This window comes from Oceanospirillum linum (genome assembly GCF_001995095.2).
Taxonomy (GTDB): Bacteria; Pseudomonadota; Gammaproteobacteria; order Pseudomonadales; family Halomonadaceae; genus Oceanospirillum; species Oceanospirillum linum.
Map to the genome: position 1 here is coordinate 708,128 of NZ_MTSD02000001.1, position 21,874 is coordinate 730,001.

22 protein-coding genes are annotated in these 21,874 nt (G+C 48.6%); 2 read left to right on the forward strand and 20 right to left on the reverse strand.

From position 1 onward, the window contains the following. Positions 1-10: 10 nt before the first annotated feature. The 9 genes from ccmI to ccmA form a co-directional block, all read right to left on the reverse strand. On the reverse strand, positions 11-1,228 hold the full coding sequence (gene ccmI / locus BTA35_RS03340; RefSeq protein WP_077242985.1) for a c-type cytochrome biogenesis protein CcmI: 1,218 nt from the start codon (positions 1,226-1,228) through the stop codon (positions 11-13). A gap of 64 nt (positions 1,229-1,292) precedes the next feature. Further along, positions 1,293-1,811 carry a cytochrome c-type biogenesis protein gene (locus BTA35_RS03345; protein ID WP_077242986.1) on the reverse strand — a complete coding sequence of 173 codons (519 nt, stop codon included), beginning with the start codon at positions 1,809-1,811 and terminating at the stop codon, positions 1,293-1,295. Then, positions 1,802-2,332: a DsbE family thiol:disulfide interchange protein gene (locus BTA35_RS03350; RefSeq protein ID WP_077242987.1), complete on the reverse strand. Its 531-nt coding sequence runs from the start codon at positions 2,330-2,332 to the stop codon at positions 1,802-1,804. Before BTA35_RS03350 ends, BTA35_RS03345 begins: the two co-directional genes overlap by 10 nt. Continuing rightward, the gene (locus BTA35_RS03355; RefSeq protein WP_077243369.1) at positions 2,329-4,329 is read right to left on the reverse strand and encodes a heme lyase CcmF/NrfE family subunit; all 2,001 of its coding nucleotides are present in this window, start codon (positions 4,327-4,329) and stop codon (positions 2,329-2,331) included. The genes BTA35_RS03350 and BTA35_RS03355 overlap by 4 nt, the downstream gene beginning before the upstream one ends. Positions 4,330-4,457: 128 nt before the next feature. Further along, positions 4,458-4,919 (reverse strand): cytochrome c maturation protein CcmE, encoded by a 462-nt coding sequence (gene ccmE, locus BTA35_RS03360; protein ID WP_077242988.1) that lies wholly within the window; start codon positions 4,917-4,919, stop codon positions 4,458-4,460. Further along, positions 4,916-5,095 (reverse strand): heme exporter protein CcmD, encoded by a 180-nt coding sequence (gene ccmD / locus BTA35_RS03365; protein WP_077242989.1) that lies wholly within the window; start codon positions 5,093-5,095, stop codon positions 4,916-4,918. The genes ccmE and ccmD overlap by 4 nt, the downstream gene beginning before the upstream one ends. 67 nt (positions 5,096-5,162) lie before the next feature. Beyond that, positions 5,163-5,915, reverse strand: a complete 753-nt coding sequence (locus BTA35_RS03370) for a heme ABC transporter permease (RefSeq protein ID WP_077242990.1) — start codon at positions 5,913-5,915, stop codon at positions 5,163-5,165. A gap of 28 nt (positions 5,916-5,943) precedes the next feature. After that, a complete protein-coding gene (gene ccmB / locus BTA35_RS03375) occupies positions 5,944-6,627 on the reverse strand; it encodes a heme exporter protein CcmB (protein ID WP_077243370.1) in 684 nt (227 codons plus the stop codon). Between the two features lie 65 nt (positions 6,628-6,692). After that, positions 6,693-7,340, reverse strand: a complete 648-nt coding sequence (gene ccmA / locus BTA35_RS03380; protein WP_077242991.1) for a cytochrome c biogenesis heme-transporting ATPase CcmA — start codon at positions 7,338-7,340, stop codon at positions 6,693-6,695. Positions 7,341-7,589: 249 nt separating this feature from the next. Between ccmA and fliK the strand changes: the two genes are divergently transcribed. Further along, positions 7,590-9,602: a flagellar hook-length control protein FliK gene (gene fliK, locus BTA35_RS03385; RefSeq protein ID WP_077242992.1), complete on the forward strand. Its 2,013-nt coding sequence runs from the start codon at positions 7,590-7,592 to the stop codon at positions 9,600-9,602. Then, the gene (locus BTA35_RS03390) at positions 9,599-9,958 is read left to right on the forward strand and encodes an EscU/YscU/HrcU family type III secretion system export apparatus switch protein (RefSeq protein WP_077242993.1); all 360 of its coding nucleotides are present in this window, start codon (positions 9,599-9,601) and stop codon (positions 9,956-9,958) included. Before fliK ends, BTA35_RS03390 begins: the two co-directional genes overlap by 4 nt. Before the next feature lie 71 nt (positions 9,959-10,029). Here the strand turns inward: BTA35_RS03390 and BTA35_RS03395 are convergent, their stop codons facing one another. From BTA35_RS03395 to flhA, 11 genes are all read right to left on the reverse strand, one after another. Next, positions 10,030-10,464: a DUF2802 domain-containing protein gene (locus BTA35_RS03395; protein WP_077242994.1), complete on the reverse strand. Its 435-nt coding sequence runs from the start codon at positions 10,462-10,464 to the stop codon at positions 10,030-10,032. A 21-nt stretch (positions 10,465-10,485) separates the two neighbouring features. Next, positions 10,486-10,977 (reverse strand): chemotaxis protein CheW, encoded by a 492-nt coding sequence (locus tag BTA35_RS03400; protein WP_077242995.1) that lies wholly within the window; start codon positions 10,975-10,977, stop codon positions 10,486-10,488. Between the two features lie 75 nt (positions 10,978-11,052). Further along, positions 11,053-12,159, reverse strand: a complete 1,107-nt coding sequence (locus BTA35_RS03405) for a chemotaxis protein CheW (protein WP_077242996.1) — start codon at positions 12,157-12,159, stop codon at positions 11,053-11,055. Between the two features lies 1 nt (position 12,160). Further along, complete coding sequence (locus BTA35_RS03410; protein WP_077242997.1) at positions 12,161-12,961, reverse strand: ParA family protein; 801 nt, start codon at positions 12,959-12,961, stop codon at positions 12,161-12,163. A 48-nt stretch (positions 12,962-13,009) separates the two neighbouring features. Then, the gene (locus BTA35_RS03415) at positions 13,010-14,134 is read right to left on the reverse strand and encodes a protein-glutamate methylesterase/protein-glutamine glutaminase (RefSeq protein WP_077242998.1); all 1,125 of its coding nucleotides are present in this window, start codon (positions 14,132-14,134) and stop codon (positions 13,010-13,012) included. Between the two features lie 18 nt (positions 14,135-14,152). Continuing rightward, entirely contained in the window at positions 14,153-16,309 is a 2,157-nt protein-coding gene (locus tag BTA35_RS03420) for a chemotaxis protein CheA (protein ID WP_077242999.1), read from the reverse strand. Between the two features lie 12 nt (positions 16,310-16,321). Further along, the gene (locus BTA35_RS03425; RefSeq protein WP_077243000.1) at positions 16,322-17,110 is read right to left on the reverse strand and encodes a protein phosphatase CheZ; all 789 of its coding nucleotides are present in this window, start codon (positions 17,108-17,110) and stop codon (positions 16,322-16,324) included. A 55-nt stretch (positions 17,111-17,165) separates the two neighbouring features. Beyond that, positions 17,166-17,543, reverse strand: a complete 378-nt coding sequence (locus BTA35_RS03430; RefSeq protein ID WP_202931181.1) for a chemotaxis response regulator CheY — start codon at positions 17,541-17,543, stop codon at positions 17,166-17,168. Between the two features lie 86 nt (positions 17,544-17,629). After that, a complete protein-coding gene (locus tag BTA35_RS03435; RefSeq protein ID WP_238377471.1) occupies positions 17,630-18,358 on the reverse strand; it encodes an RNA polymerase sigma factor FliA in 729 nt (242 codons plus the stop codon). 19 nt (positions 18,359-18,377) lie between these two features. Next, positions 18,378-19,646, reverse strand: coding sequence for a flagellar biosynthesis GTPase FlhF (flhF, locus tag BTA35_RS03440; RefSeq protein WP_077243001.1), 1,269 nt, complete (start codon positions 19,644-19,646; stop codon positions 18,378-18,380). Between the two features lie 65 nt (positions 19,647-19,711). Further along, positions 19,712-21,829, reverse strand: a complete 2,118-nt coding sequence (gene flhA / locus BTA35_RS03445; protein WP_077243002.1) for a flagellar biosynthesis protein FlhA — start codon at positions 21,827-21,829, stop codon at positions 19,712-19,714. Between the last annotated feature and the right edge of the window lie 45 nt (positions 21,830-21,874).

Here is a 21,874-nt window from a genome sequence, read left to right on the forward strand (position 1 = left end):
GCCACTTAGATTACTGAATCTGATCTGTGATGACCAGCTTCACAACCTCTTTATGATTGACAGGATAAGGACCACTCACTCCTTGCCAGTCTCCGGGCTGAGGCTCAGGCGTACCAGCTTTAGCAATTCTGGCCGCCAGATTCACCTCTGTTGCACTGGAAAGGCGAACCATAGGCGCCACGGCCATAGAGTCATCCAGAGTAATCGTCACCGGCAGATCCGCAACACTCAATCTTGCCGCAGCCAAAGGCATTGGAGGCCCTCCCTGAGGCGCACGGGCAAAGACAAAGACAGTATCTGCGGGGTTAGCTGCAGCTTTTGCGGCATCGCTCAGGTCGACCTGTATCTTAATCGATGATCCTGCGCTTGCGGTATCAACGCTTTCCCCCTGAGCTTCCAGTCGCCTTGCAGCTTCACTGACACCGGCACGAATCGCATTTGCGCTGTTCGGGTCACCGATAAACTGTAATGCCTGCTGCCAGTAGCCTATCGCTTCACGATAAGCACCCGATTCAAAAGCAGAGATACCACGAAGCCCTAATGCAGCAGCTTCATTTGGGTCTGCCTGCAGCGCTTCATCCAGCAGAGTATCAATCTCAGGCGTCATCACATTCTGATTCGCAAAATAAAGAGCCTGTGCATACTGGGCCAATGCAACGGCGGTACGACCATCGATGCGGATCACTTCTTTGATCGCATCTGCTGCGTCGGCAAAACGTCCCATATTCATATAGGTACGCGCGAGCAGAAACCAACCATCCGCACTATCAGGGTTTTGCTTAAGGCTCTGTTCAAGACGGCCAACCAGCTCTTCCACAGAAGGCATATCACCATTTTGCCGCTCTAAAGCCAGGGCAACACCACCACTATTACCTTTAACAAAATACCAGCCTACAGAGCTCACCAGAATCAGGCTGATCAATACCAGGCTCAGCAGAATACCGGGGCGGGTAGACCTTAGCACTGGGATCTCTTTATCACCCACATCATCCAGCAGGGTCTGTTCCAGCTCGGACTTCATCTGTTCAAACTGTTCCGGCAACAAATTGCCCTGAGCCAGCTCCTGATTCAGCTCTTCCAGGCGCTGGCGGAACATCGCCACATTGTGTTCACTTAATTCCGCTTCGGTCAGACTTTGTGCCTGATTGCGGTTTCTTACCAGCGGCAGCAGTACAAAGATGGCTGCTAAAGCAGACATTGCTGCTATACCGATCCAGAGAGGTGTCATATCTCTAAAACTCAACTATCGGTGAACGAAAGCCGGCATGCCGGCTGCTTGTTTAATACAGGGACTAGTCTGACTTCTTATTCAGAAGTTTATTCAGACGCTCCCGGTCATCTTCATTGATTTGCTGTGCTGCCTGGGCCGCTGAGCGATTACCACGTAACAGGAAGAAAACCACTATCCCGGCCAGAAACAACAGGACAAACGGGCCATACCAGAGAAGATAGGTCAGAGAGTTAACCGGAGGCTCATAGAGTACAAAGTTACCGTAGCGGGCGACCATAAAATCAAGAATCTCATCATCGGTATAGCCCTCGTTCAACAAGCGGTAAACCTGCTGACGGAGATCCGCAGCAATGCCGGCATCAGAGTCAATGATGTTCTGGTTCTGACATTTAGGGCAGCGCAAAACTGCCGCAAGATCCTGATATCGGGTGCGCAGCTCATCATTTTTAAACTCGAAGGCATCGATGGTCGCCTGAGCCGTCGGCGCGTAGGTAAACGCAGCGCCGATGGATACCACAATCAACAGCACGAACCAGAGAGTATTTATCCTGTACCAGGCTATCTGTTTACCTATCTCCATTTGTTAACCTCTGGCAGCAGCTCATTCAACCAAACCTGACGATCAATCACACCAACAAAACGGTAACGGACGATACCGTCTTTATCCACAATATAGGTTTCCGGTGCACCATAGACGCCCAGGTCCAGGCCGACACGACCATCTTCGTCGAACAGGCTGAACTGATACGGATCCATATATTCATCCAGCCAGCGAATCGCTTCAGGGCGGGTGTCTTTATAATTCAGACCAAAAATTTTTAGGCCACTTTCCTGGGCAATACGTACCAACTCAGGATGCTCCTGTCGGCAGGCGACACACCAGGTTGCCCAAACATTGACCAAAGATACCTGTCCCTTCAGGGCATTCTCTGTTATCGCTGCACTTTCATCCTTAACTGTACTCAGTGTAAACGTCGGGAATGGCTTACCAACCAAAGCTGATGGTAGCTCTCTTGGATCAAGCTTCAGCCCCTGCCAAAGGAACAGCCCCATAACAAAAAAAATAACTAATGGAATAAACAGCATCAGACGGCGCTTCATGCAGTCGCTCCTTCTGTAGATAAGTCGCTATGATCAGTCGTTTGTTTGGCTTTCGCATCACGGGCGGCCATACGGCGGTAACGCTTATCCACAGCAGCCAGCAAGCCACCAAGCGTCATCACAACACCACCGATCCAGAGCCAGCGCACATAGGGTTTATGTTGAACGCGCATGGCCCAGGCGCCACCCTCCAGCGGCTCACCCATCGCAACATAGATATCCCGGAAAATCCCCCAATCGATAGCAGCCTCCGTCATCACCTGGTTGCGGGCAATATAACGGCGCTTTTGCGGAAACATAGTCGCCTCGACTGTGCTGTCTTTGTAGACACGGATTTCAGCCTGCTCGGCAGTCCAGTTAGGACCATCAACATGCTTCACCTCTACCATTTCGAAGCGATAATCCCCTGCTTCAGCGCTACCACCGGGTACTAAACGAACGTCACGCTCCAGGGTGTAGTTAGACACCATGGCCATACCAACAACCGTAATTGCCGCTCCCATGTGCCCCAGCACCATACCCCAATAGCTACGCCCTAAGCCTTTAAGACCGGTGTAGTTCCAGCCCTTATTTTTCAGCTTCTCATTCATATCACGCAACTGAGAGAAGGTAATCCAGAACGCCAGTGTCATGCCGATGAAAACATAGGTGTTCCACTCACCGCCTGCGATAAAGGGCAAGGCTATACCCAAGCTTAAGCTCAGTACACCTGACAACCAAATACGCTGCCGCAGTACTCGCCAGCTAATATCTTTCCAGCGGGATACCGGCCCAAGCCCCATAAAGATACCCAGCACACTCATCAGGGGCACAAACACGGCATTAAAATACGGAGGGCCAACCGATATTTTACCCAACCCTAGAGCATCCAGTAGCAGCGGGTACAACGTACCTAACAGTACGGTCACCATGACAATGACCAGCAGGATATTATTCATCAGCAGGAAAAATTCCCGAGACATCCAGCTGAAGCCAATCTTTGCTTTAACATCCGGTGCCCGCAAGGCGTAAAGCACAAAAGAACCGCCGATACAGATCGCCAACAGCGCAAGAATGTAATACCCCCGCTCCGGATCAGTGGCAAAAGCATGCACCGATGTCAGTACACCGGAGCGTACCAGGAAGGTTCCCAGCAAGCTTAGAGAAAATGCGATAATCGCAAGCAGCACCGTCCAGTTCTTAAACACACCACGCTTTTCCGTCACCGCCAAGGAGTGCATCAGAGCAGTACCCACCAACCAAGGCATAAAGGATGCGTTTTCTACCGGATCCCAAAACCACCAGCCACCCCAGCCAAGCTCGTAATAAGCCCACCAGCTACCCAGAGCAATACCTAGTGTCAGAAACGCCCAGGCCACAGAGGTCCATGGACGGGACCAGCGAGCCCAAGCCGTATCCAAACGACCACCAATCAGGGCAGCAATAGCGAAAGCAAAAGCCACCGAAAAACCTACATACCCCATATAGAGCATTGGCGGATGAACAATCAGACCAAAATCCTGCAGCAGTGGATTCAGATCGCCACCATCGGAAGGAAACTGGGGCAGAAAACGATCAAAAGGGTTCGAAGTCAGCAAGACGAAAGAGATAAAGCCAACACTAATCATCCCTAGCACCGAGATCACCCGAGCCAGCATATCGTCGGGTAAGCTGCGACTAAACAGGGTTACGGCAAAACTCCATGCCGCTAATATCCAGACCCAGAGCAGCAGAGAACCTTCGTGCCCCCCCCAAACCGCACTGATTTTATACGCTGTTGGCAGCGCACTATTCGAGTTATTCGCCACATAGGCAACAGAAAAATCATCAGACACAAAAGCATAGGCAAGGATAACCAGAGCCAATGAGACAAAGAAAAACTGCCCCCAAACCATAGGAGAACCGTAACTCATCCAGCCTGTCATTCTCAGCTGAGCGCCAAGTAAAGGAACAACAGACTGAACCAGCGCCATAACAAGCGCAAGAATCAGCGCATAGTGCCCTAGCTCAGGGAACATTAGTGCGGTCATAGTAACCTCAGTAATTTAAAAAGATCTTCTTTGCTGCTGCCGGCCCATTGCTTAAGGACATAGGCAGATTTCAGATAGAACAAGGCCCGAATCAATCGGGCCCGCTCATTATTGTGTTATTGAGCCGAAACAGCAGACTCGCCAGAGACAGTTTTTCCACTGGCTTTAAGCGCTGCCTCCACCTCCGGCGGCATGTAGTTTTCATCATGCTTTGCCAGCACTTCAGAAGCTTCAAACTGGCCGTCAGCATTCATGGCGCCCATGGTGACAATGCCTTGTCCTTCACGAAACAGGTCTGGCAGGATGCCGCTGTATTTGACAACAACCTCATGCTCAAAGTCAGTAACCATAAACTCAACATCCAGGCTATCGGGAGCCCGCTTAATACTGCCCTCAACAACCATACCGCCAGCACGAATACGCTGACCAACAGGCGCTTCTCCTTCAGCAATCTGTGTTGGCGTATAGAACAGGTTGATATTTTCAGACAGAGCGAAAAGCACCAGACCAACCGCTACGGCCACGGCAGCTACCATAGAACTTAACAGGACAAGCTTCTTTTTACGCTTTGGATTCATGATGTTTTTTGCTCCCGGCGCAGTTTGCGCATCTGCTCTTTGATCAGCTGACGTTTGTGCATGACCGGTTGCACAACATTAATAATCAGCAGTACAGCACTTAATCCGTAGGCCATCCAGACATAAAGTCCATGACCACCCATATTTAAAAACTCAGAAAAAGAATCGAAGTACATGACGTTCACTCACCAGTCTTTTGACGCACTAAACTATTTATCCGACAAATTATCCGACAAACTTTACTCAACTTTCTTTACTGAGCAGCCCTTGCACCCAGTGGGTACGCTTCTCACGTTCAAGAATCTCATTGCGGGTCCGCAGCATCAGAATCACAGCAAAGAGACAATAAAAGCCAACCACCATGACCAGTAAAGGCATCCACATCTCAGCAGGCATCGCAGGTTTCTCTGTCAGTTTAAACGTTGCAGGCTGATGTAAAGTATTCCACCACTCAACGGAATACTTAATAATCGGAATATTCACAATGCCGACCAGTGACAAAATCGCACTGGCTCGGGCTGCAGACTGTTTACTATCAAAAGCTGACTGCAGCGCAATTACACCAAAATAGAGAAAAAGCAGGATCAGCATTGAGGTCAGGCGGGCATCCCATACCCACCAGGCTCCCCAGGTTGGTTTACCCCAGATGGCACCGGTAAACAGTGCAATAAAAGTCATGGTTGCGCCAAAAGGTGCACAGGATTTAGCAACCATATCAGCTACTTTCATCTTCCAGATCAGCCCAATTCCCCCGGCAATAGCCATCAGGAAGAAGATAGACTGGGCCAGAATTGCCGCCGGAACATGAATATAGATAATCCGAAAACTATTACCCTGCTGATAGTCAGCAGGGGCAAATGCCAGCCCCCAAACGGTTCCCACAGCAATCAAAAGAACAGCTGCAGCGGCAAACCAGGGAATCCAGCGACCGGAAATCTCATAAAACCATTTTGGCGAGCCCATTCGGTGAAACCAGGCGACAAATGTTTTCCACATGATGCTAACTCAAACTCTCTTTTTTTGATTAACCGTTCAGGCTGATCCGCAATGCAGCCCCGGCTGCCAGAGGAGCCATCACCAGCGCTGTCATCAACATAGCGCCCATAATAGCCAAATGACCAGCCACCGCCATACCATTCACCGCAGAGACCACCGCCCCTGTCCCGAAAATCAGAACAGGAATATACAGCGGCAAAATCAACAGCGTCATAAGCACCCCGGTGCGACGCAGCCCCACGGTTAGGGCTGCGCCAATAGCCCCTACCAGACTCAGGGTGGGAGTTCCCAATAATAAAGTCAGGAACAGGGTGCTGTAGCCCTCTTCCGGCAAAAACATCATCACCGCCAGCATGGGCGCTAATAAGGTCAGCGGCAAACCTGTTACAAGCCAGTGCACCAATACTTTTGCCAGAACCATAACCGCTAATGGATGAGGGCTGATAACCAACTGTTCTAATGAGCCATCAGCCATATCCTGCTGAAACAAGCTATCGAGTGACAAAAGAGTTGCCAGAAGAGCAGACACCCAAAGCACACCGGCAGCGATCTGAGCCAGAAAATCTGGTTCCGGACTAATGCCCAGAGGGAATAGAGTCACGGCTATGGAAAAAAACAGTAAAGGATTCACCACATCGGAGCGGCGCCGAAATACTAATAAAAGATCTCGCTTCAGAGTTCCGGTAAATGCATGCCAGCTGCTGACCTGCATACCCTCTTCACGCCGAATAATATGCTGTTTTTTCTGAGCAAGCCGAGGAGTCGCATCATTCATCATCAAGCTTGCTCCGTTTCAGATTGGTGACTCTGACCCAGTTGAATCACGTTAAGTTCCACTGGAAGGGAAAGATTGTGGTGGGTGGTAAGAATCACGCTACCGCCCTGCTGCGCATGGTCGGCAATTAACTGCTCTATCTCTTTAACGCCGCCCTGATCAATCGCCGTAAAGGGTTCGTCAAGAATCCATAAGGGAGCGGCATGCAGAAAGAGGCGCGCCAACGCTACTCGACGGTGCTGTCCGGCAGATAGTGTATAACAAGGGACATCTTCGAAACCGGTCAGCTTCACCTGAGCCAACGCCTGATAGATCTGGTCAGTATCTGCCGGATGATAAAGAGATTGATACCAGCGCAGATTCTCTTCCGGAGTCAGGTTTAATTTAATACCTGGCTGATGACCGATAAAGAGTAAGTTCTCACGAAAATGGTCTGAGTCAGACTGAACAGGCTTCCCCTGAAAAAACAGCGTTCCATCAAAATCCGGCAATAAGCCCGCAAGAATACGCAGCAATGACGTTTTACCCGACCCATTAGGCCCTGCAATCTGCAGCACCTCACCGCAGTGCAGTTTAAAATCAAGCTTACTGAACAGTAAACGATCATCTCGTTCACATGCCAAATTTTGCCCGGATAGCAATTCCTGCACGAATCTAACCTTTTCTCTGGATCTGCCGATAATGAAACAGATGAAACGAAGAGTACCCAAAAGAAGGTACTCAGCCTAAACTTAGGCAATGAAAACATGGATGGATTTTGCTGTATCTGACCGCACCCTATACTCAGGCAAAATCGCAAAAGAGCGCACTTTACTACGATTCATTCTATTGCGCTACAGACCTACATCAAGGTCTGGTAAGCCACAGTGCCTTATTAACATGCTGAAAAACAGGTTGCTATGCTAGATCAAGTTTTACAGACACGGGTTGACCAGCAGATGGCAGCGCTTATGGGAGCGATCCGAGCGGCTGTCAGTGGCAATACCGGACTCAGTCAGGGCCAGACCGCATTAGCCGTAGTGCAGGCCGCCGTCAATGCCGGGGTTCAGAATCAGTACTCCGGTAATCAGTCACCACAGCCTCCTGCTGACGGGGCGGGCAAGCAAGGCAACCCGTCTCCAGCCACTACAGGAACGCCCCAAGCGACGGCAACGGCAACGGCAAATGGAGCAACCAGCGCAGGGGCAAGCATAGCCCAAGCTGCGGCCAACCTTACAACGCAGGCTACGGCAGCTCAACTTGCATCAGCAGCCCAGTCTGTAGCTCTTGCAGCCCAGCAAACCAGTACTGGCCAGTCAGCACTACAAACGCAAGCAACACTACAAGCTCAAGCAACACTACAGACTCAAGCCACGCCACAAAGTACCAATCAGGCACAAGCTCAGGCTTTAGTAAATCAGGTACAGGCTCAAACATCCTCCGCTATGATTGCAGCTCTTGCCAATACGACATCAAGCGCTGGGGCAGCTCAGCCTGGAGCCGGGATACAAAACACCCTATCGAGCGGACAAAATTTAACCTCAACACTCTCACAAAATCCGACAACACCTCAGAATACGGCAGCGACTCAAGGCACGCCCGCCCAAAGTAAGGGTCAGGGAGCTAGTCAATCTCTTGCCGCAACAGGAGCAAGAACAGGGACAACACCAACAACGCAACCGGGAGCAGTCGCCAATCAGCTTCCCGGCACTCAAACCGCTGTGAATTCAGCAGCTACGGCTCAACCCTTACATCAGCCATCAACCTCACCATCAGCTGTTCGGGTTCTCATTCCACAAACAGGCCAGAGCATTGAACTACCGCAACTCAAACCTTTGCCTGCAGGCACTCAGATTACATTGCGCCAGGCCAGTTCTACACATGTTGATATCCTAAAGGTACAGTTACCGCAAAACCAGCAAACCAACCAGAGTCAAAGCACACAAGCACATCAACTAACACAAACACAGGCAAATAGCGCTGCTGCAAACCAGGTAGCACAAAAAGTTGCATTGCAACAAACAGTAATGTCTGCCCTGAGGGAGGCGTTACCCGCTCAGCAGCCTGTAAGCGATACAATCAGTCGTGTCCAATCTCTTGTATCACAGCTCAGCCCGGCTGTTCGGGACAATCCGGCGTTACAGCAAGCCCTGCAGATAATTGATAAAGCAACACTCAAACTATCTTCAGAAACCGCTCCAACTGCCCAGGCAGTGAAACAGAGCATCCAGCGCAGTGGTGTCTTTCATGAAGCGGTAATGATGCAAGCATTGCAGCAAACAACAATGCCTGCAGGAACCCCAATTACTCCGGTAGGCGATGACCTCAAAGGAGCTTTTTTTCAGATTTTCCGGCAGTTAACCCGCGGCGGCCGATCAGATGGGGCCCAGGAGAAAACTTCTCCAAATAATGCAAGAGCCGGTACAGAGGCAGCGGCAGACAGCAGGCAAAGCAGCCAGGCTCAGCTATCCCGTGCTCTCAATGAAGGTCTGGCCCGCATGCGAAGTAACCAACTACAAAGCAGCCCAGCCATGCGCGGTGCAGAAGCAACCGCCAGTAGTCCGATACAAACAGATGTTCCCGTCACGTTCAACGGACAGCTATCCGAGGTTAAGGTTAAAATCGACCAGGAAATCTGGCCAGAAGACCAGTCACCTGATAATGGCGAAGAATATCAGCGCCGCTGGGTTATTAATCTCAGCTTTTCTCCTCCGGAGCTGGGTAACTTACATGCAAGGCTGCTGTATCAGAATGAAAAACTGAAAACTCATCTTTGGGTCGAGCAGGATGAAAACCTGCCGGGCGTCAGCAAACAGCTCCACGAGCTGAAAGATCGCTTAGCAGCGCTAGGCATAGAGATAGAGGAAGTTCGCTGTCAGGCAGGCAAGCCAGAGACAATTCCAGACCCTACAGTTTTGAGTCTTAAAGCATGAAACCTTCAGTGATTCAGGAAACGCCCCAGTCAAAACCCTCAAACAAAAAAGCAGTAGCTCTGCAGTACGAGGGATTCAGTACTCCCAGGGTAACGGCAAAAGGCGAACACCTGTTAGCCGAACAAATAGTTCATCTTGCCCGTGAAAATAATATTCCTGTTTATGAGGATAGCGGACTGGTTCAGGCCCTTGCTCAGGTTGAGCTGGGTGAGGAGATCCCTGAGCTGCTCTATATGGCCATTGCTGAAATCATTGCGTTTATCTACCAGCTCGAAAGAACTCAGAGTGGTACTGAAAAAATCCGCAAAGATGTAATCTCCCGACGGGATATGCTGAAAAACAAGTACAAAAACTAAAAAGCACCCAAGTGGGTGCTTTTGATTCATCAAGGCCTCAAATAGTCAATGCTCAAGGCTTTTACGATATCTCAGAAATTGTCATAACTGATATCATTCTGGTGCCGCTTCTTTAACTCAGCATGCACTAAAGCTATCAGGTCAGCCTCAACACGTGCTAAACCACAGTTTTCCACCAAATCATCTGCAGAAGCTCCCATCTCAACCAATCTAATAGCATAGTTGTACGGCAGGCTTCCTGCGTCTTTCTGCTCCAGATCGACCTGTCGCTCCATCGTTTGGTTGAGTTTTTTCTCAACCTCCAATAGACGCTGCCCCACACCAATAGAGCCGCTGCCCATAGCGTGAGTCTCATTGCGAAGCGACTGCACCAACATCTGTGTCTCGTGTTTACTACGGTCCAGAAGGCGACGAAGTGTCATCACCTGCATAACACCATAAACAGCAACAAGAACAGCAATGATCACAGTTGCCCAAAGTATGAGGTTTGCTAATGAATCCTGCATAAAACTCCCAAAAGTCACAAGTTAAAGCGCTGCGACTTCCGCCCACTCTTCATCACTCATCAGTTTGTTAAGCTCAACCAAAATAAGTAACTGATTGTTCTTATTGCATACGCCCTGAATAAACTTAGCACTCTCTTCATTACCAACATTTGGCGTGGTTTCGATTTCTGACTGACGCAGATAAACAACCTCAGATACAGAATCAACCATGATACCAACAACCTGCTGGTCAACTTCGATGATGACGATACGGGTTGAGTCCGTTGTTTCAGCTGTCATCAAGCCAAAGCGCTGGCGGGTATCAATAACGGTCACAACATTACCGCGCAAATTGATAATACCCAATACATAGGAAGGAGCTCCCGGAACCGGTGCAATTTCAGTATAGCGCAGTACTTCCTGAACCTGTATCACATTGATACCATAGGTTTCATCAGCCAGCCGGAAAGTTACATACTGCAGAATCGGATCATCAGAACCTGCTGCGTTTTTAGCTTGAACAACATTTGCCATGCGAATGCTCCATCTAAATCGGTTAGTTTTGCTTTATCAAAACTAAACTCTGTTCATAACCGGAAAACCGGCCAGTTATTCTTCATCAGCCATCAGGGCCTGCAGATCGACAGGAACTTTATCACTATCAAGTAACCGGGCAAATGCCGCCACATCAATAAGAGCACACATGTGATCCACCACTGTACCTGCAAGCCACGGCCTTCTGCCTAAAGATGTACGCCACCTTACTTCATCAGGGTCCAGCGAGATCGCTTCAGCTACTGTGTGACAGGCCAGACCCCACTCACTGTCATGGATACGAATAGCGAATCCAAAGTCAGGTTTGTGTTTGTCATTAATATGTTCAGGCATTACCCATTGAGCCGTGTCAACAAGCCCTATATTCATATTATTAGTCCGAACAATACCCAAAAACCAGCCTGGTTGACCAAAAAGCGGGGTAGGTTCTTTCTCAAGCTTATGGATGCCACCTAACTCTGCTAATGGCACCGCAAGCTTTAGTCCTTTTACAACAAATAGCAGGCACTCGAAACGTCCCTGAGCCCAATCAGGGCGGCCATTGCTCCACCCCTCATTTTCTTTGCTCTCCAAAGATACTGCAGGCTGATCAAGCTCCTGGGGCTCTTCTGAAACCTCTGTTGCAACACTAGCAACAGGTTCACTGACCTCAATCTCAACCTCTCTGGTTTCAACTTCAGCTACCTGAACATCAACCTGAGGCGCTGCTGTGGGAAGATCACTATTTTCTTCAGCTATCTGAACATCAACCTGAGGTTCTGCCACTTTAAGTTCTGGCATAACAACCGGAGGTGTATCCTGAAAAACAGTCTCAACTGGCTTTGGCTCTTGAGACTCAGTAACTTTGTGTCGCTGACGAATCTCTGCGGCAACTTCTCTGGCATACTCCCTGGCTGAAGGCGGTGCAAAAACACGCGCTGGGACTTCCTCCGGAACACTTGTCTCCGAAGAACCTGTGTCAACGTCCCCAGTAATACTTTCAGCCCTGAAACCTGCCGCAATCTCAGGTGAACCTGCAGAAACTGTTGCTTCTGCGTGAGATTTAATCGCTGGTTCAGCTATAACTTCAGGCTCATCATACTCAGATACATCCTGAAGCAACGCCTCAAGATAGCCTTCAATAGCTTCCTGTGGAGATAAATCCTGAGAGTCGTGAGCCATTTTACTGTGCCCCCGGTTTTTGTCTGTGGTCAGTTTGCTTCTCTAAGAGGTGTTTTAGCAACACATTGTAAGCATGCACACCTCTACTCTGAGCATCCAGCATTGAAGGCGGCATTCCAGCCATACTTGCATCACGGAACTTAGTATCAACCGGAATCATAGAGTTCCAGATATTATCCGGGTATGTATTGCGCAGCAGGCGAAGGCTTTGGACAGAAGCCTGTGTCCGCCGATCATATAGTGTCGGTACAACCGTGTAAGGCAGCTCATTTTTACGTGCACGCGTGACCATACTCAGAGTCCGCATCATACGCTCAAGGCCTTTAATAGCCAGAAACTCGGTTTGCACAGGAATAATAAGATGCTGGGCTGAAGCAAGGGCGTTGATCATCAATAAGCCAAGCACTGGGGGGCTGTCGATCAATACATAGTCAAAGCGGTTCCAGAGTAGTGCAAGGGCTCTGGATATTACCAGTCCCATACCTCCCTGTGAGCTGACCTGGCGCTCCAGGGTGGCCAATGCAGTAGAGGCAGGAATAAGCTTCAGACGATCATGGCCTGTATCCATTAACAGGCTTTCCGGCAAATCAGACGGAATATCTTTACCCTGCTGAAACAGGTCATATGCGCTTCTCTGAAGACCGTCAGGATCATACTTAAAATAACTGGTCAGAGAACCATGCGGATCCAAGTCAAGCAGCAGCACCTGATGCCCCTGATCAGCCAACAGGCCACCAAGGGTTACAGTTGATGTCGTTTTACCGACGCCACCTTTCTGATTGGCAACTGCCCAAACATGCATGAAAGTATCCCTTATATGCCAGTTATTATTGCTTTAGTTATCTTAGTCTTATCGTGAGACATCAGTCGACAAGCGATACCCTAGATCATTCAGGCTAAGCACTTCATCAGATAAACCAGCCTTTGCCACAGCCATAGGCATCCCATATATCACAGAACTGTCTTCATCCTGAGACCAAATGGTTGCTCCATGCTCTTTCAGCATACGACAGCCATCACGCCCATCAGCACCCATTCCAGTCATGATGACACCAAGAATATTCCCTTTTACAGCATTTGCAGCAGAGCCGAAGGTGACATCAACACAAGGTTTATAGTTTAAGCGCTCATCACCCGCTAAAATACGAACACTGCTACCGCGTTTATCGACGACCATCTGTTTACCACCTGGTGCTAATAACGCCAACCCTGGTTTTAGCACATCACCATCCTGTGCTTCTTTTACCTGGATTTTACACAGGCTATTCAGGCGTTCCGCAAATGCTCCTGTAAATGCAGCTGGCATATGTTGAACCAGAAGCAAAGGTGCTGGGAAATTTTCAGGCAACTGCGTTAAAACAGTCTGCAAAGCCATTGGCCCACCGGTTGATGTTCCGATGGCAACCAAATCAAAATGCCTTGGTTGCGGCTTACTGTTTTTTGCAGGTGAAACTCGTTTTGGTGCTTCGCTCTGTGTCGGTGTAAGAGAAGGTCTGGACGCAGGCCGAACAGAACTCAGTGAACTCCGTCGCTCAGGTCTCGCAATATGCTTTGCAGAAGAAGCCAAAGCTCCGCGTTTACTGCGTGATACCTCAATTACTTTGTCACAAAGTGCTTTAGCTAACTCATCAGGTCTGCGGGAGATGTCTTCAAAGTTTTTCGGCAAATAGTCTACAGCACCAGCTTCAAGTGCACCCAGTGTGATTCTGGCACCTTCATGCGTCAGAGAAGAAAACATCAGCACAGGTACAGGAGCTTTTTGCATGATTTCACGTACAGCGGAAATGCCATCCAGCACCGGCATCTCATAATCCATCGTGATAACATCAGGCTTAAGCTCAATTGCCTTTTCAACAGCCTCACGGCCATTGCTTGCGGTTCCAATCGGTTTAATGCGCGCATCGGTACTTAACAGTTCACAAACTCGACGTCGAAAAAAACCAGAATCATCAACCACTAAAACCGTTATTGGCATATCAGGTCCTTAAACCCCTTATCGTGCGCTTTTGGCATAATGCTTCAGCACTCCGGGAATATCCAGAATCAAAGCAATACGACCGTCACCAGTAATTGTGGCACCCGCCATACCCGGAGTTCCGTGCAGCATCTCACCCAGGGGCTTAATAACAACCTCTTCCTGGCCAATTAACTGATCAACAACAAACCCTACTTTCTGAGTACCGACAGACACAACAACAACATGGGCGTTTTTAAGTTCACGACTTACATCAGAACCCTGAACTAACCATTCTTTCAGGTAGAACAGAGGTAACGTTTTTTCACGGATAACCAAAACTTCCTGGCCATCAACAATGTTAGCGCGCGAGATATCAAGCTGAAAAATCTCATTCACATTAACCAGCGGCAGAGCAAAGGTCTGCTGCCCCAGCATAACCATAAGAGTCGGCATAATTGCCAATGTCAGGGGCACCTTAATAATAATCTTGGAGCCCTTGCCCTCTTCTGACCAGACATTGATAGTGCCGTTTAGCTGTGAAATTTTGGTTTTCACAACATCCATACCAACCCCACGACCAGATACATCTGATATCTCTTCTTTAGTAGAGAGACCAGCGGCAAAAATCAGGTTAAAAGCTTCCTGATCCGTAAGGCGGTCTGCAGCGTCTTGGTCCAGCCGGCCTTTTTCTACAGCTTTGTTACGAAGTACCTGAGGATTCATACCGGCACCATCATCACTGATAGTGAGCAAAATATGATCCCCTTCCTGTTCTGCAGATAAGACAACTTCGCCAACACGTGGCTTGCCTTTCTGTTCACGGTCATCAGGATTCTCAATACCATGATCCACCGCATTACGTACCAAGTGAATCAGGGGATCAGCAAGTGCCTCAACAAGGTTTTTATCAAGATCTGTATCTTCACCTATCAGTCGAAGATTAATCTCTTTCTTCAGTTTACGCGACAGGTCACGTACAACCCTTGGAAAGCGACCAAACACTTTCTTGATCGGCTGCATACGTGTCTTCATCACCGAGGTCTGAAGATCAGCTGTCACAACATCAAGGTTGGAAACTGCCTTGGCAACTTCTGAGTCAGAGCTTTGACCACCAAGACGAACCAGGCGATTTCGTACCAATACGAGTTCACCGACCATATTCATAATATCGTCAAGCCGACTTGTATCGACACGAACTGTGGTTTCTGCAGCAGGCGCAGTTTCTTTCTTAGGTGCGACTTTTTTCTCTGCAGCTGGTGCGGGCGGCTTTGCCGGTGCTGCAGGTTTTGGTGCTGCCGCAACTTTCTTCGGAGCTTGCTCGGCGCTTTTCTCAGGCTTTTTAGCGCCATCCTTGCTTAAATCCGGCTGAGTAGGGGAGCTACTTTTGCCATGTAACTGATCAAGCAGGGCTTCAAATTCATCATCGGTGATAAGGTCATCACCACCTGCTGCGACAGGCGCTTCAGGTTTAGATTCTTCAACTGCCGGAGCCGGCGGCTTTCCTGACCCGTGTAACTGGTCTAAAAGCGCCTCAAACTCATCTTCTGTGATATCGTCACCGCCAGAGGCAGTATCAGCCAAAGGCGCTTTAGGCTCTGCTGGTGTGCTATCCGCTACTGGCGAAGCAGCAGTCGGAGCCCCACCGTCATGCAGTGCATCAAGAAGAGATTCAAATTCAGCATCAGTAATGTCACCTTCCGCATCCTGAACAGCAGATATTGGTGGCTCCACAGGCTGGGCTGGTTCAGGCTCGGGCTCAGAGACAGCCGCTTCAACTTCAGGAGCGGCGTCTTCAGTTTCCGCCTCAGGCTTAGCAAAGAACTCCAACTGTAAAATCAGTTCAGGATCAGCGTTCTCTGGCATCTGGCCTGCACGGACTTCGTCAAACATTTCATTAACGGTATCCAGTGCACTAAGCACAGTATCCATCAATTCAGGTGTCACCGTCCGCTGATGCTTTCTTAAAGTATCAAAAACGTTTTCCGCAACGTGGCAACAATCAACCAAGGGTGTGAGCTGGAGGAAACCCGCACCACCTTTGACGGTATGAAACCCCCGAAAAATGGCATTCAGGAGATCAGGATCGTCAGGAGACTGCTCCAGATCGACTAACTGCTCGGATAGCAACTCTAGGATTTCGCCAGCTTCAATTAAGAAATCCTGCAAAATATCCTGATCGACTTCAAAGCTCATCCATACTTCTCCTTAAAAGCCGAGACTCGACAGCAGGTCATCAACTTCATCCTGCCCGGAAACAACATCTTTCCGCTGTTCTGCATTAATAATCGGCCCTTCAGGAGCATGTGCTTCCTCAGTAATCCGATCACTCGTGTCACGCTGAATACCGGTAATCTGATCAACCTGGCCTGCCATGCAAACCAAATTCACAAGATTTTCTTCTATTTCCTGCACAAGGGTGATGACTTTAATAAGCACCTGACCTGTCAGATCCTGATACCCCTGAGCCAGAAGAATATCGTTAAAGTTAGAAGATAAAGTACCTGCCTGGTCTTCCGCTTCCTTCAGAAAATCATCGATCTTACGGTACAGACCTCGAAATTCATCAGGTTTCATCTCTCTCCTGACAAGTCGCGCCCAGTCCTTGCGTAGCGAAGAAGCCTGTTCGCTTAATCGCTCCGCAACCGGGGCGCTTTCATCAACCTTGTCCATTGTTTGATTCGCGGCATCCTGAGTCATTCTGATGACGTAATTCAGACGGTCCGTCGCATTTGCCATTTGTGACATTTTTTCAGAAGCAGGATTTCCAGCACCAACATCAATGTGGAAGTTAGTAATAGCATCATGTAAAGCACGAGTCAGACGACCCACTTCCAGGTACAAATTTCTGTTTCGTTCGTCATTAATCCGCTGGATCAGATTCACGGCGTCACTAAGCTGACCGCTTTCCACTTTCTCCAGAAGCTCAGAAGTACTTTCTTTCAGTATCTGTTCGAACTCACTAACTTGTTCTTCACCTGGGCTTTTCAGAGCCATATCCTGAAACCTTCTTCGTAATAAATGTCTTTTCTGGCCGCGTCAAAACAATAGTTTACTGCTGCTCAATGCGCTCAAAAATTTTCTCAATCTTTTCCTTGAGAACAGCTGCAGTAAACGGTTTAACAATATAACCATTAACCCCAGCCTGAGCGGCAGCAACAATCTGCTCACGTTTTGCTTCCGCTGTAACCATGAGAATAGGCAGATCTTTTAGTTTAGGATCAGCACGACAAGTCTTGAGCAGGTCGAAACCTGTCATACCCGGCATATTCCAATCCGTCACCAAAAAATCAAAGTTGCCCGTTTCCAACAAAGGAATAGCGGTCAGACCATCATCTGCTTCATGCGTATTAGTAAAACCTAAGTCACGAAGCAGGTTTTTGACAATCCGTCTCATGGTGGAAAAATCATCCACAATGAGAATTTTCATATTCTTATCCAAGGCAACCTCCACTCACCCAATTTGCCACTACTAGAATACTACAATTATTCATTTATCAAATATATATAATGTGATTACTTCCACTCAGATAATCTTGATCTGAGCCGTAATGCAGCCTGACTGTGTATCTGGCTGACTCTTGACTCACTTACATTCAGGACTACCCCAATTTCTTTAAGGTTGAGCCCTTCTGTGTAATACAGCGCCAAAACCATTTGCTCCCGCTCTGGCAGCCCTGCTATAGCTTCTGCAAGCGCCTCCTGAAACGCACCACCTTCTACGGCAGCTTCAGGTATCGGGGAACTCTCATCCGGTAACTCAAAACTATTGTCTTCGTTACCTGTAATTTCATCAAAACTAAACAGCTTAGTCCCTGCAGTGTCCTGTATATAGTGATTATACTCTTCAACAGTAACGCCCATCTCTGCAGCGATCTCGTGATCTCTGGCATCTCTGCCTGTTCTGATCTCAACTTGTTTAATTGCATCTGTTACACGGCGACTATTCCGATGCACTGAACGGGGAGCCCAGTCATACCGGCGAACCTCATCCAGCATCGCACCACGAATCCGTATCGACGCATAGGTTTCAAAGCTGGCACCCTTCGAGTCATCGAATTTCTGCGACGCTTCGATCAAACCAATCATCCCGGCCTGAATAAGATCATCAAGCATTACAGTCTGGGGTAATCGCCCCAGAAGATGCTGGGCAACTTTTTTAACCAGGGGTGCATACTTATCCACTAAGTCGCTTGCTACCACTTTACCCGCATAGTACGTACCCGAACTCATCACCAAAGCCATAGATAGTGACCTCCTGCCTCTATCGGTCTGGGGCTTCGTTAGTCTCAGCCCTCTCCAGCAGCTCAAGAGCTTTACTGAGCAAGGCACCTGAATCACCAACACGAAGGTCATCAGGTATTTTCTGCCCACTTGACAGGTAAGCGAGAGGCAAGCGGTTATCGGCAATAAGGCTGATCACCTCCCCGCCGCTACTTGCTTCATCCAGCTTCGTAACCACACAGCCATTTAGCCCATGATTTCTATAGGTGTCATATGTAGCCTGTAGCACCTGCTGCTGGCTGGTCGCACTAAAAACCAAATATTTGCGAATACGCACAGACGCAGTTTCCAGCAGTGAAAACTGCTCCTGCATATTTGGATCCTTAACACTCAGGCCTGCAGTATCAATCAGCACCAGCGCCTTACTTTTAAGGGACTTAAGCGTAGCATCAAGTGTGTTTTTCTCGTCGACAACTCTTACAGGGACACCCAAAATACGACCAAAAGTGCGTAACTGTTCATACGCTGCAACCCGATAACAATCTGTAGTAACAAGTGCCAGGCTGTCAGGCCCATATTTTAAAACATATCGCGCTGCAAGCTTACCAATTGTTGTTGTCTTACCAACACCCGTGGGCCCCATCAAAGCAACAATCCCGCCCTGGTCGACAACATCAGACCCTGTCGTAAGGATTCCAGCCCGAACCTGCTCAACAGCTTCATCCCAAGCTGATGAAAACTCAGCATCTTCCGAAAGATCAGCACCCTCAACAATTCGCGCAGAGAAGTGCTCGGAGAGCCCCATCCTTCTGAGGCGTTTATACATCATGGCCTCAACCGGTTTACGCTCTGCTATTGAGTCTTTCATCTGCTCGCGAAGAAGCTCGCGCAGCCCCTGAATTTCTGACTGCATCGCTCTCATCGCGGCATCTTCAGGGCTTTGACGCCGGGTTTTAGGTTCAAGTGTATCAACCAAAGCTTCAGCCTGATCAAACTGGCGCTCTTTTGCTTTAGCCTGGAAAGCATTCTCAAGGCGCTCCGGGCTTTGCCCTCCGCTAGCACTCTCAATAACATCTTTCGCTTTAGCTAGCGCACCTGCCAATGAATCTGTCAGCGCATCACTGTTTTCCGGATCAATACGCTCACTTGGCTCACGTAGAATACTGGCGTCGTAATCGACAGCCGTTACAATCTCAACACCACCAGCTACTTTGTTATTCGACAGAATAGCGGCGTCAGCACCGAATTCATCACGCACCAACTTCATGGCTTGACGCATATCAGGAGCAAAGAAACGTTTAACCTTCATAAATCCCCGTATCCTTCGTTATTCTCGTAGCCATGGAGCATATCCCAACCACATAAAAGACAAGTTTATTGCTGTCCTACAGTAGCGACAATAGTGATCTGTTTATTATCAGGAATTTCCTGATATGAAAGAACATGAACAGATTGGGCACTGTATCGGACAAATCTGGCAAGGACTTGCCGTATCGGTGCAGCCACTACTAATACCGCTGGATTACCCATCATCTCTTGTTGCTGTGATACCTCAGCCAGCGATTGCTGCAACCTTTCAGCCATTGCCGGCTCCAGAATCAGATTATCATCAACATTTGATTGCGCTGCCTGCTGCACTGACTGAAGCAAAATCTGTTCCAACTGCGGTTCAAGAGTAATAACAGGGAGATCAGTACTAGGCCCGCAAATAGACTGAACAATAGACCGGGATAAGGCTATACGAACAGCAGAAGTCATCTGCCCAATATCCCGGGTTGACTGAGCCGTCTCAATCAATGACTGCGCAATTGTCCTGAAATCCCGGATAGAAACACTTTCCTGTAACAAGCTCTGAATAATTTTCAGTAACTGATTCAAACTAACGCAATCCGGCACAAGCTGTTCCGCAAGTTTCGGAGAATGACTGGAAAGCGCATCCATCAGATGCTGAATATCATCATGCCCAATTAACTCATGGGCATAATTCTGCATAATCTGATTCAACTGAGTTGCAATAACGGTACTAGAATCAACAACCGTATACCCTAAAGCCTGAGCCTCATCTCGCTCCTGAGCCTCAACCCAGACCGCATCCAAACCAAAGGCAGGATCTTTACCTTCAATACCCGAGATTTCCCCAAAAACCTGACCGGGATTAATAGCCATCTCACGATCGGGATAGACCTCAGCCTCGGCAACGACAACGCCTTTCAGCAGAATACGGTAAATTGTCGGAGAAAGCTCCAAATTATCCCGAATATGAACAGATGGCACCAGGAACCCCAGCTCCTGAGATAATTTTTTACGAATACCCTTAATACGCCCTAACAGCTGCCCCCCCTGGTTCTTATCCACCAGAGGAATTAGGCGGTAACCCACTTCAAGACCTAAAAGGTCTATCATAGGAACATCACTCCAACCCAGCTCTTTCTGATTAACAGCCGCTTCATCGGGCAAAGGCATATCTGGAGCCTTTTGCTTAGAAGCAAGCTCATAGGCAACTTTTTTCTCAGTATAATACTTAATCCCATACGCCCCTAAGCCAGCTGCTGCTGCCAGCCCCAGGAATGCAAGGTGTGGCATACCGGGAATAATACCCATCAACGTCAAAATAATAGCGGTAACCGTCAGGGCCTGAGGCGTAGCAAACATCTGCCCACCAACCTGCTGCCCGATACTCTGATCACTATTGACACGCGTCACCATAATAGCAGCCGCCACAGAGAGCAGCAGTGACGGAATTTGAGCAACCAGACCATCACCAATGGTCAGAAGCACATACTTCTCAAGCGCGTCAGAGAACTCAAGATCATGCTGCATCATACCGATGCCTAAACCACCGATTACGTTAATAACCAGAATTAAAATACCTGCAACAGCATCACCACGGACGAACTTACTGGCACCATCCATTGCACCATAAAAGTCAGCTTCATTGGCAACATCTGCTCGCCGCTGCTTTGCCTCTTCCTGATTAATCAGACCTGCATTCAAATCTGCATCAATTGCCATCTGTTTACCCGGCATCGCGTCCAGAGTGAAACGGGCGCTCACTTCCGAAATACGTCCAGCACCTTTGGTGATTACCACAAAGTTAATAATCATCAGGATAAGGAATACCACAAGACCAACAACATAATTGCCGCCAATCAGAACAGCCCCAAAAGCTTCAATCACCTTACCAGCAGCGTCACCGCCTTCATGACCATTAAGCAGGACAATACGTGTGGATGCCACATTCAATGCCAACCTTAAAAGAGTGGCGACCAAAAGAATGGTGGGGAAAACGGCAAAATCTAATGGCCGTAAAGAATAAACAGCCACTAAAAGAATAATAATTGATAGGGCAATATTAAAAGTAAACAACATGTCCAGCAAAAGTACCGGAACAGGAAGTGTCATCATCCCAAGCAACACAAGGATAAGTACGGGAATCCCTAGTCCCGTCAACGGCAAGCTTTTCAACCTGTCTATTATTTGAGTACGTTCCATTATTGCCCTTGTCTGCTGGCATTCTACAATTAAAATTTTTGGCTA

What these genes read in the sequence shown, in the direction of transcription:
- BTA35_RS03435 (WP_238377471.1), bottom strand. Translation starts at nt 18,358, where the DNA reads ATGGCTTTGGTGATGAGTTCGGGTACGTACTATGCGGGTAAAGTGGTA.
- BTA35_RS03430 (WP_202931181.1), bottom strand. Translation starts at nt 17,543, where the DNA reads ATGAAAATTCTCATTGTGGATGATTTTTCCACCATGAGACGGATTGTC.
- BTA35_RS03400 (WP_077242995.1), bottom strand. Translation starts at nt 10,977, where the DNA reads ATGGCAAATGTTGTTCAAGCTAAAAACGCAGCAGGTTCTGATGATCCG.
- flhF (WP_077243001.1), bottom strand. Translation starts at nt 19,646, where the DNA reads ATGAAGGTTAAACGTTTCTTTGCTCCTGATATGCGTCAAGCCATGAAG.
- BTA35_RS03345 (WP_077242986.1), bottom strand. Translation starts at nt 1,811, where the DNA reads ATGGAGATAGGTAAACAGATAGCCTGGTACAGGATAAATACTCTCTGG.
- flhA (WP_077243002.1), bottom strand. Translation starts at nt 21,829, where the DNA reads ATGGAACGTACTCAAATAATAGACAGGTTGAAAAGCTTGCCGTTGACG.
- ccmE (WP_077242988.1), bottom strand. Translation starts at nt 4,919, where the DNA reads ATGAATCCAAAGCGTAAAAAGAAGCTTGTCCTGTTAAGTTCTATGGTA.
- BTA35_RS03350 (WP_077242987.1), bottom strand. Translation starts at nt 2,332, where the DNA reads ATGAAGCGCCGTCTGATGCTGTTTATTCCATTAGTTATTTTTTTTGTT.
- BTA35_RS03415 (WP_077242998.1), bottom strand. Translation starts at nt 14,134, where the DNA reads ATGCCAATAACGGTTTTAGTGGTTGATGATTCTGGTTTTTTTCGACGT.
- BTA35_RS03390 (WP_077242993.1), top strand. Translation starts at nt 9,599, where the DNA reads ATGAAACCTTCAGTGATTCAGGAAACGCCCCAGTCAAAACCCTCAAAC.
- ccmI (WP_077242985.1), bottom strand. Translation starts at nt 1,228, where the DNA reads ATGACACCTCTCTGGATCGGTATAGCAGCAATGTCTGCTTTAGCAGCC.
- BTA35_RS03420 (WP_077242999.1), bottom strand. Translation starts at nt 16,309, where the DNA reads ATGAGCTTTGAAGTCGATCAGGATATTTTGCAGGATTTCTTAATTGAA.
- ccmD (WP_077242989.1), bottom strand. Translation starts at nt 5,095, where the DNA reads ATGTACTTCGATTCTTTTTCTGAGTTTTTAAATATGGGTGGTCATGGA.
- BTA35_RS03370 (WP_077242990.1), bottom strand. Translation starts at nt 5,915, where the DNA reads ATGTGGAAAACATTTGTCGCCTGGTTTCACCGAATGGGCTCGCCAAAA.
- fliK (WP_077242992.1), top strand. Translation starts at nt 7,590, where the DNA reads ATGCTAGATCAAGTTTTACAGACACGGGTTGACCAGCAGATGGCAGCG.
- BTA35_RS03395 (WP_077242994.1), bottom strand. Translation starts at nt 10,464, where the DNA reads ATGCAGGATTCATTAGCAAACCTCATACTTTGGGCAACTGTGATCATT.
- BTA35_RS03405 (WP_077242996.1), bottom strand. Translation starts at nt 12,159, where the DNA reads ATGGCTCACGACTCTCAGGATTTATCTCCACAGGAAGCTATTGAAGGC.
- BTA35_RS03425 (WP_077243000.1), bottom strand. Translation starts at nt 17,110, where the DNA reads ATGGCTCTGAAAAGCCCAGGTGAAGAACAAGTTAGTGAGTTCGAACAG.
- ccmB (WP_077243370.1), bottom strand. Translation starts at nt 6,627, where the DNA reads ATGCAGGTCAGCAGCTGGCATGCATTTACCGGAACTCTGAAGCGAGAT.
- BTA35_RS03355 (WP_077243369.1), bottom strand. Translation starts at nt 4,329, where the DNA reads ATGTTCCCTGAGCTAGGGCACTATGCGCTGATTCTTGCGCTTGTTATG.
- BTA35_RS03410 (WP_077242997.1), bottom strand. Translation starts at nt 12,961, where the DNA reads ATGCATGTTTGGGCAGTTGCCAATCAGAAAGGTGGCGTCGGTAAAACG.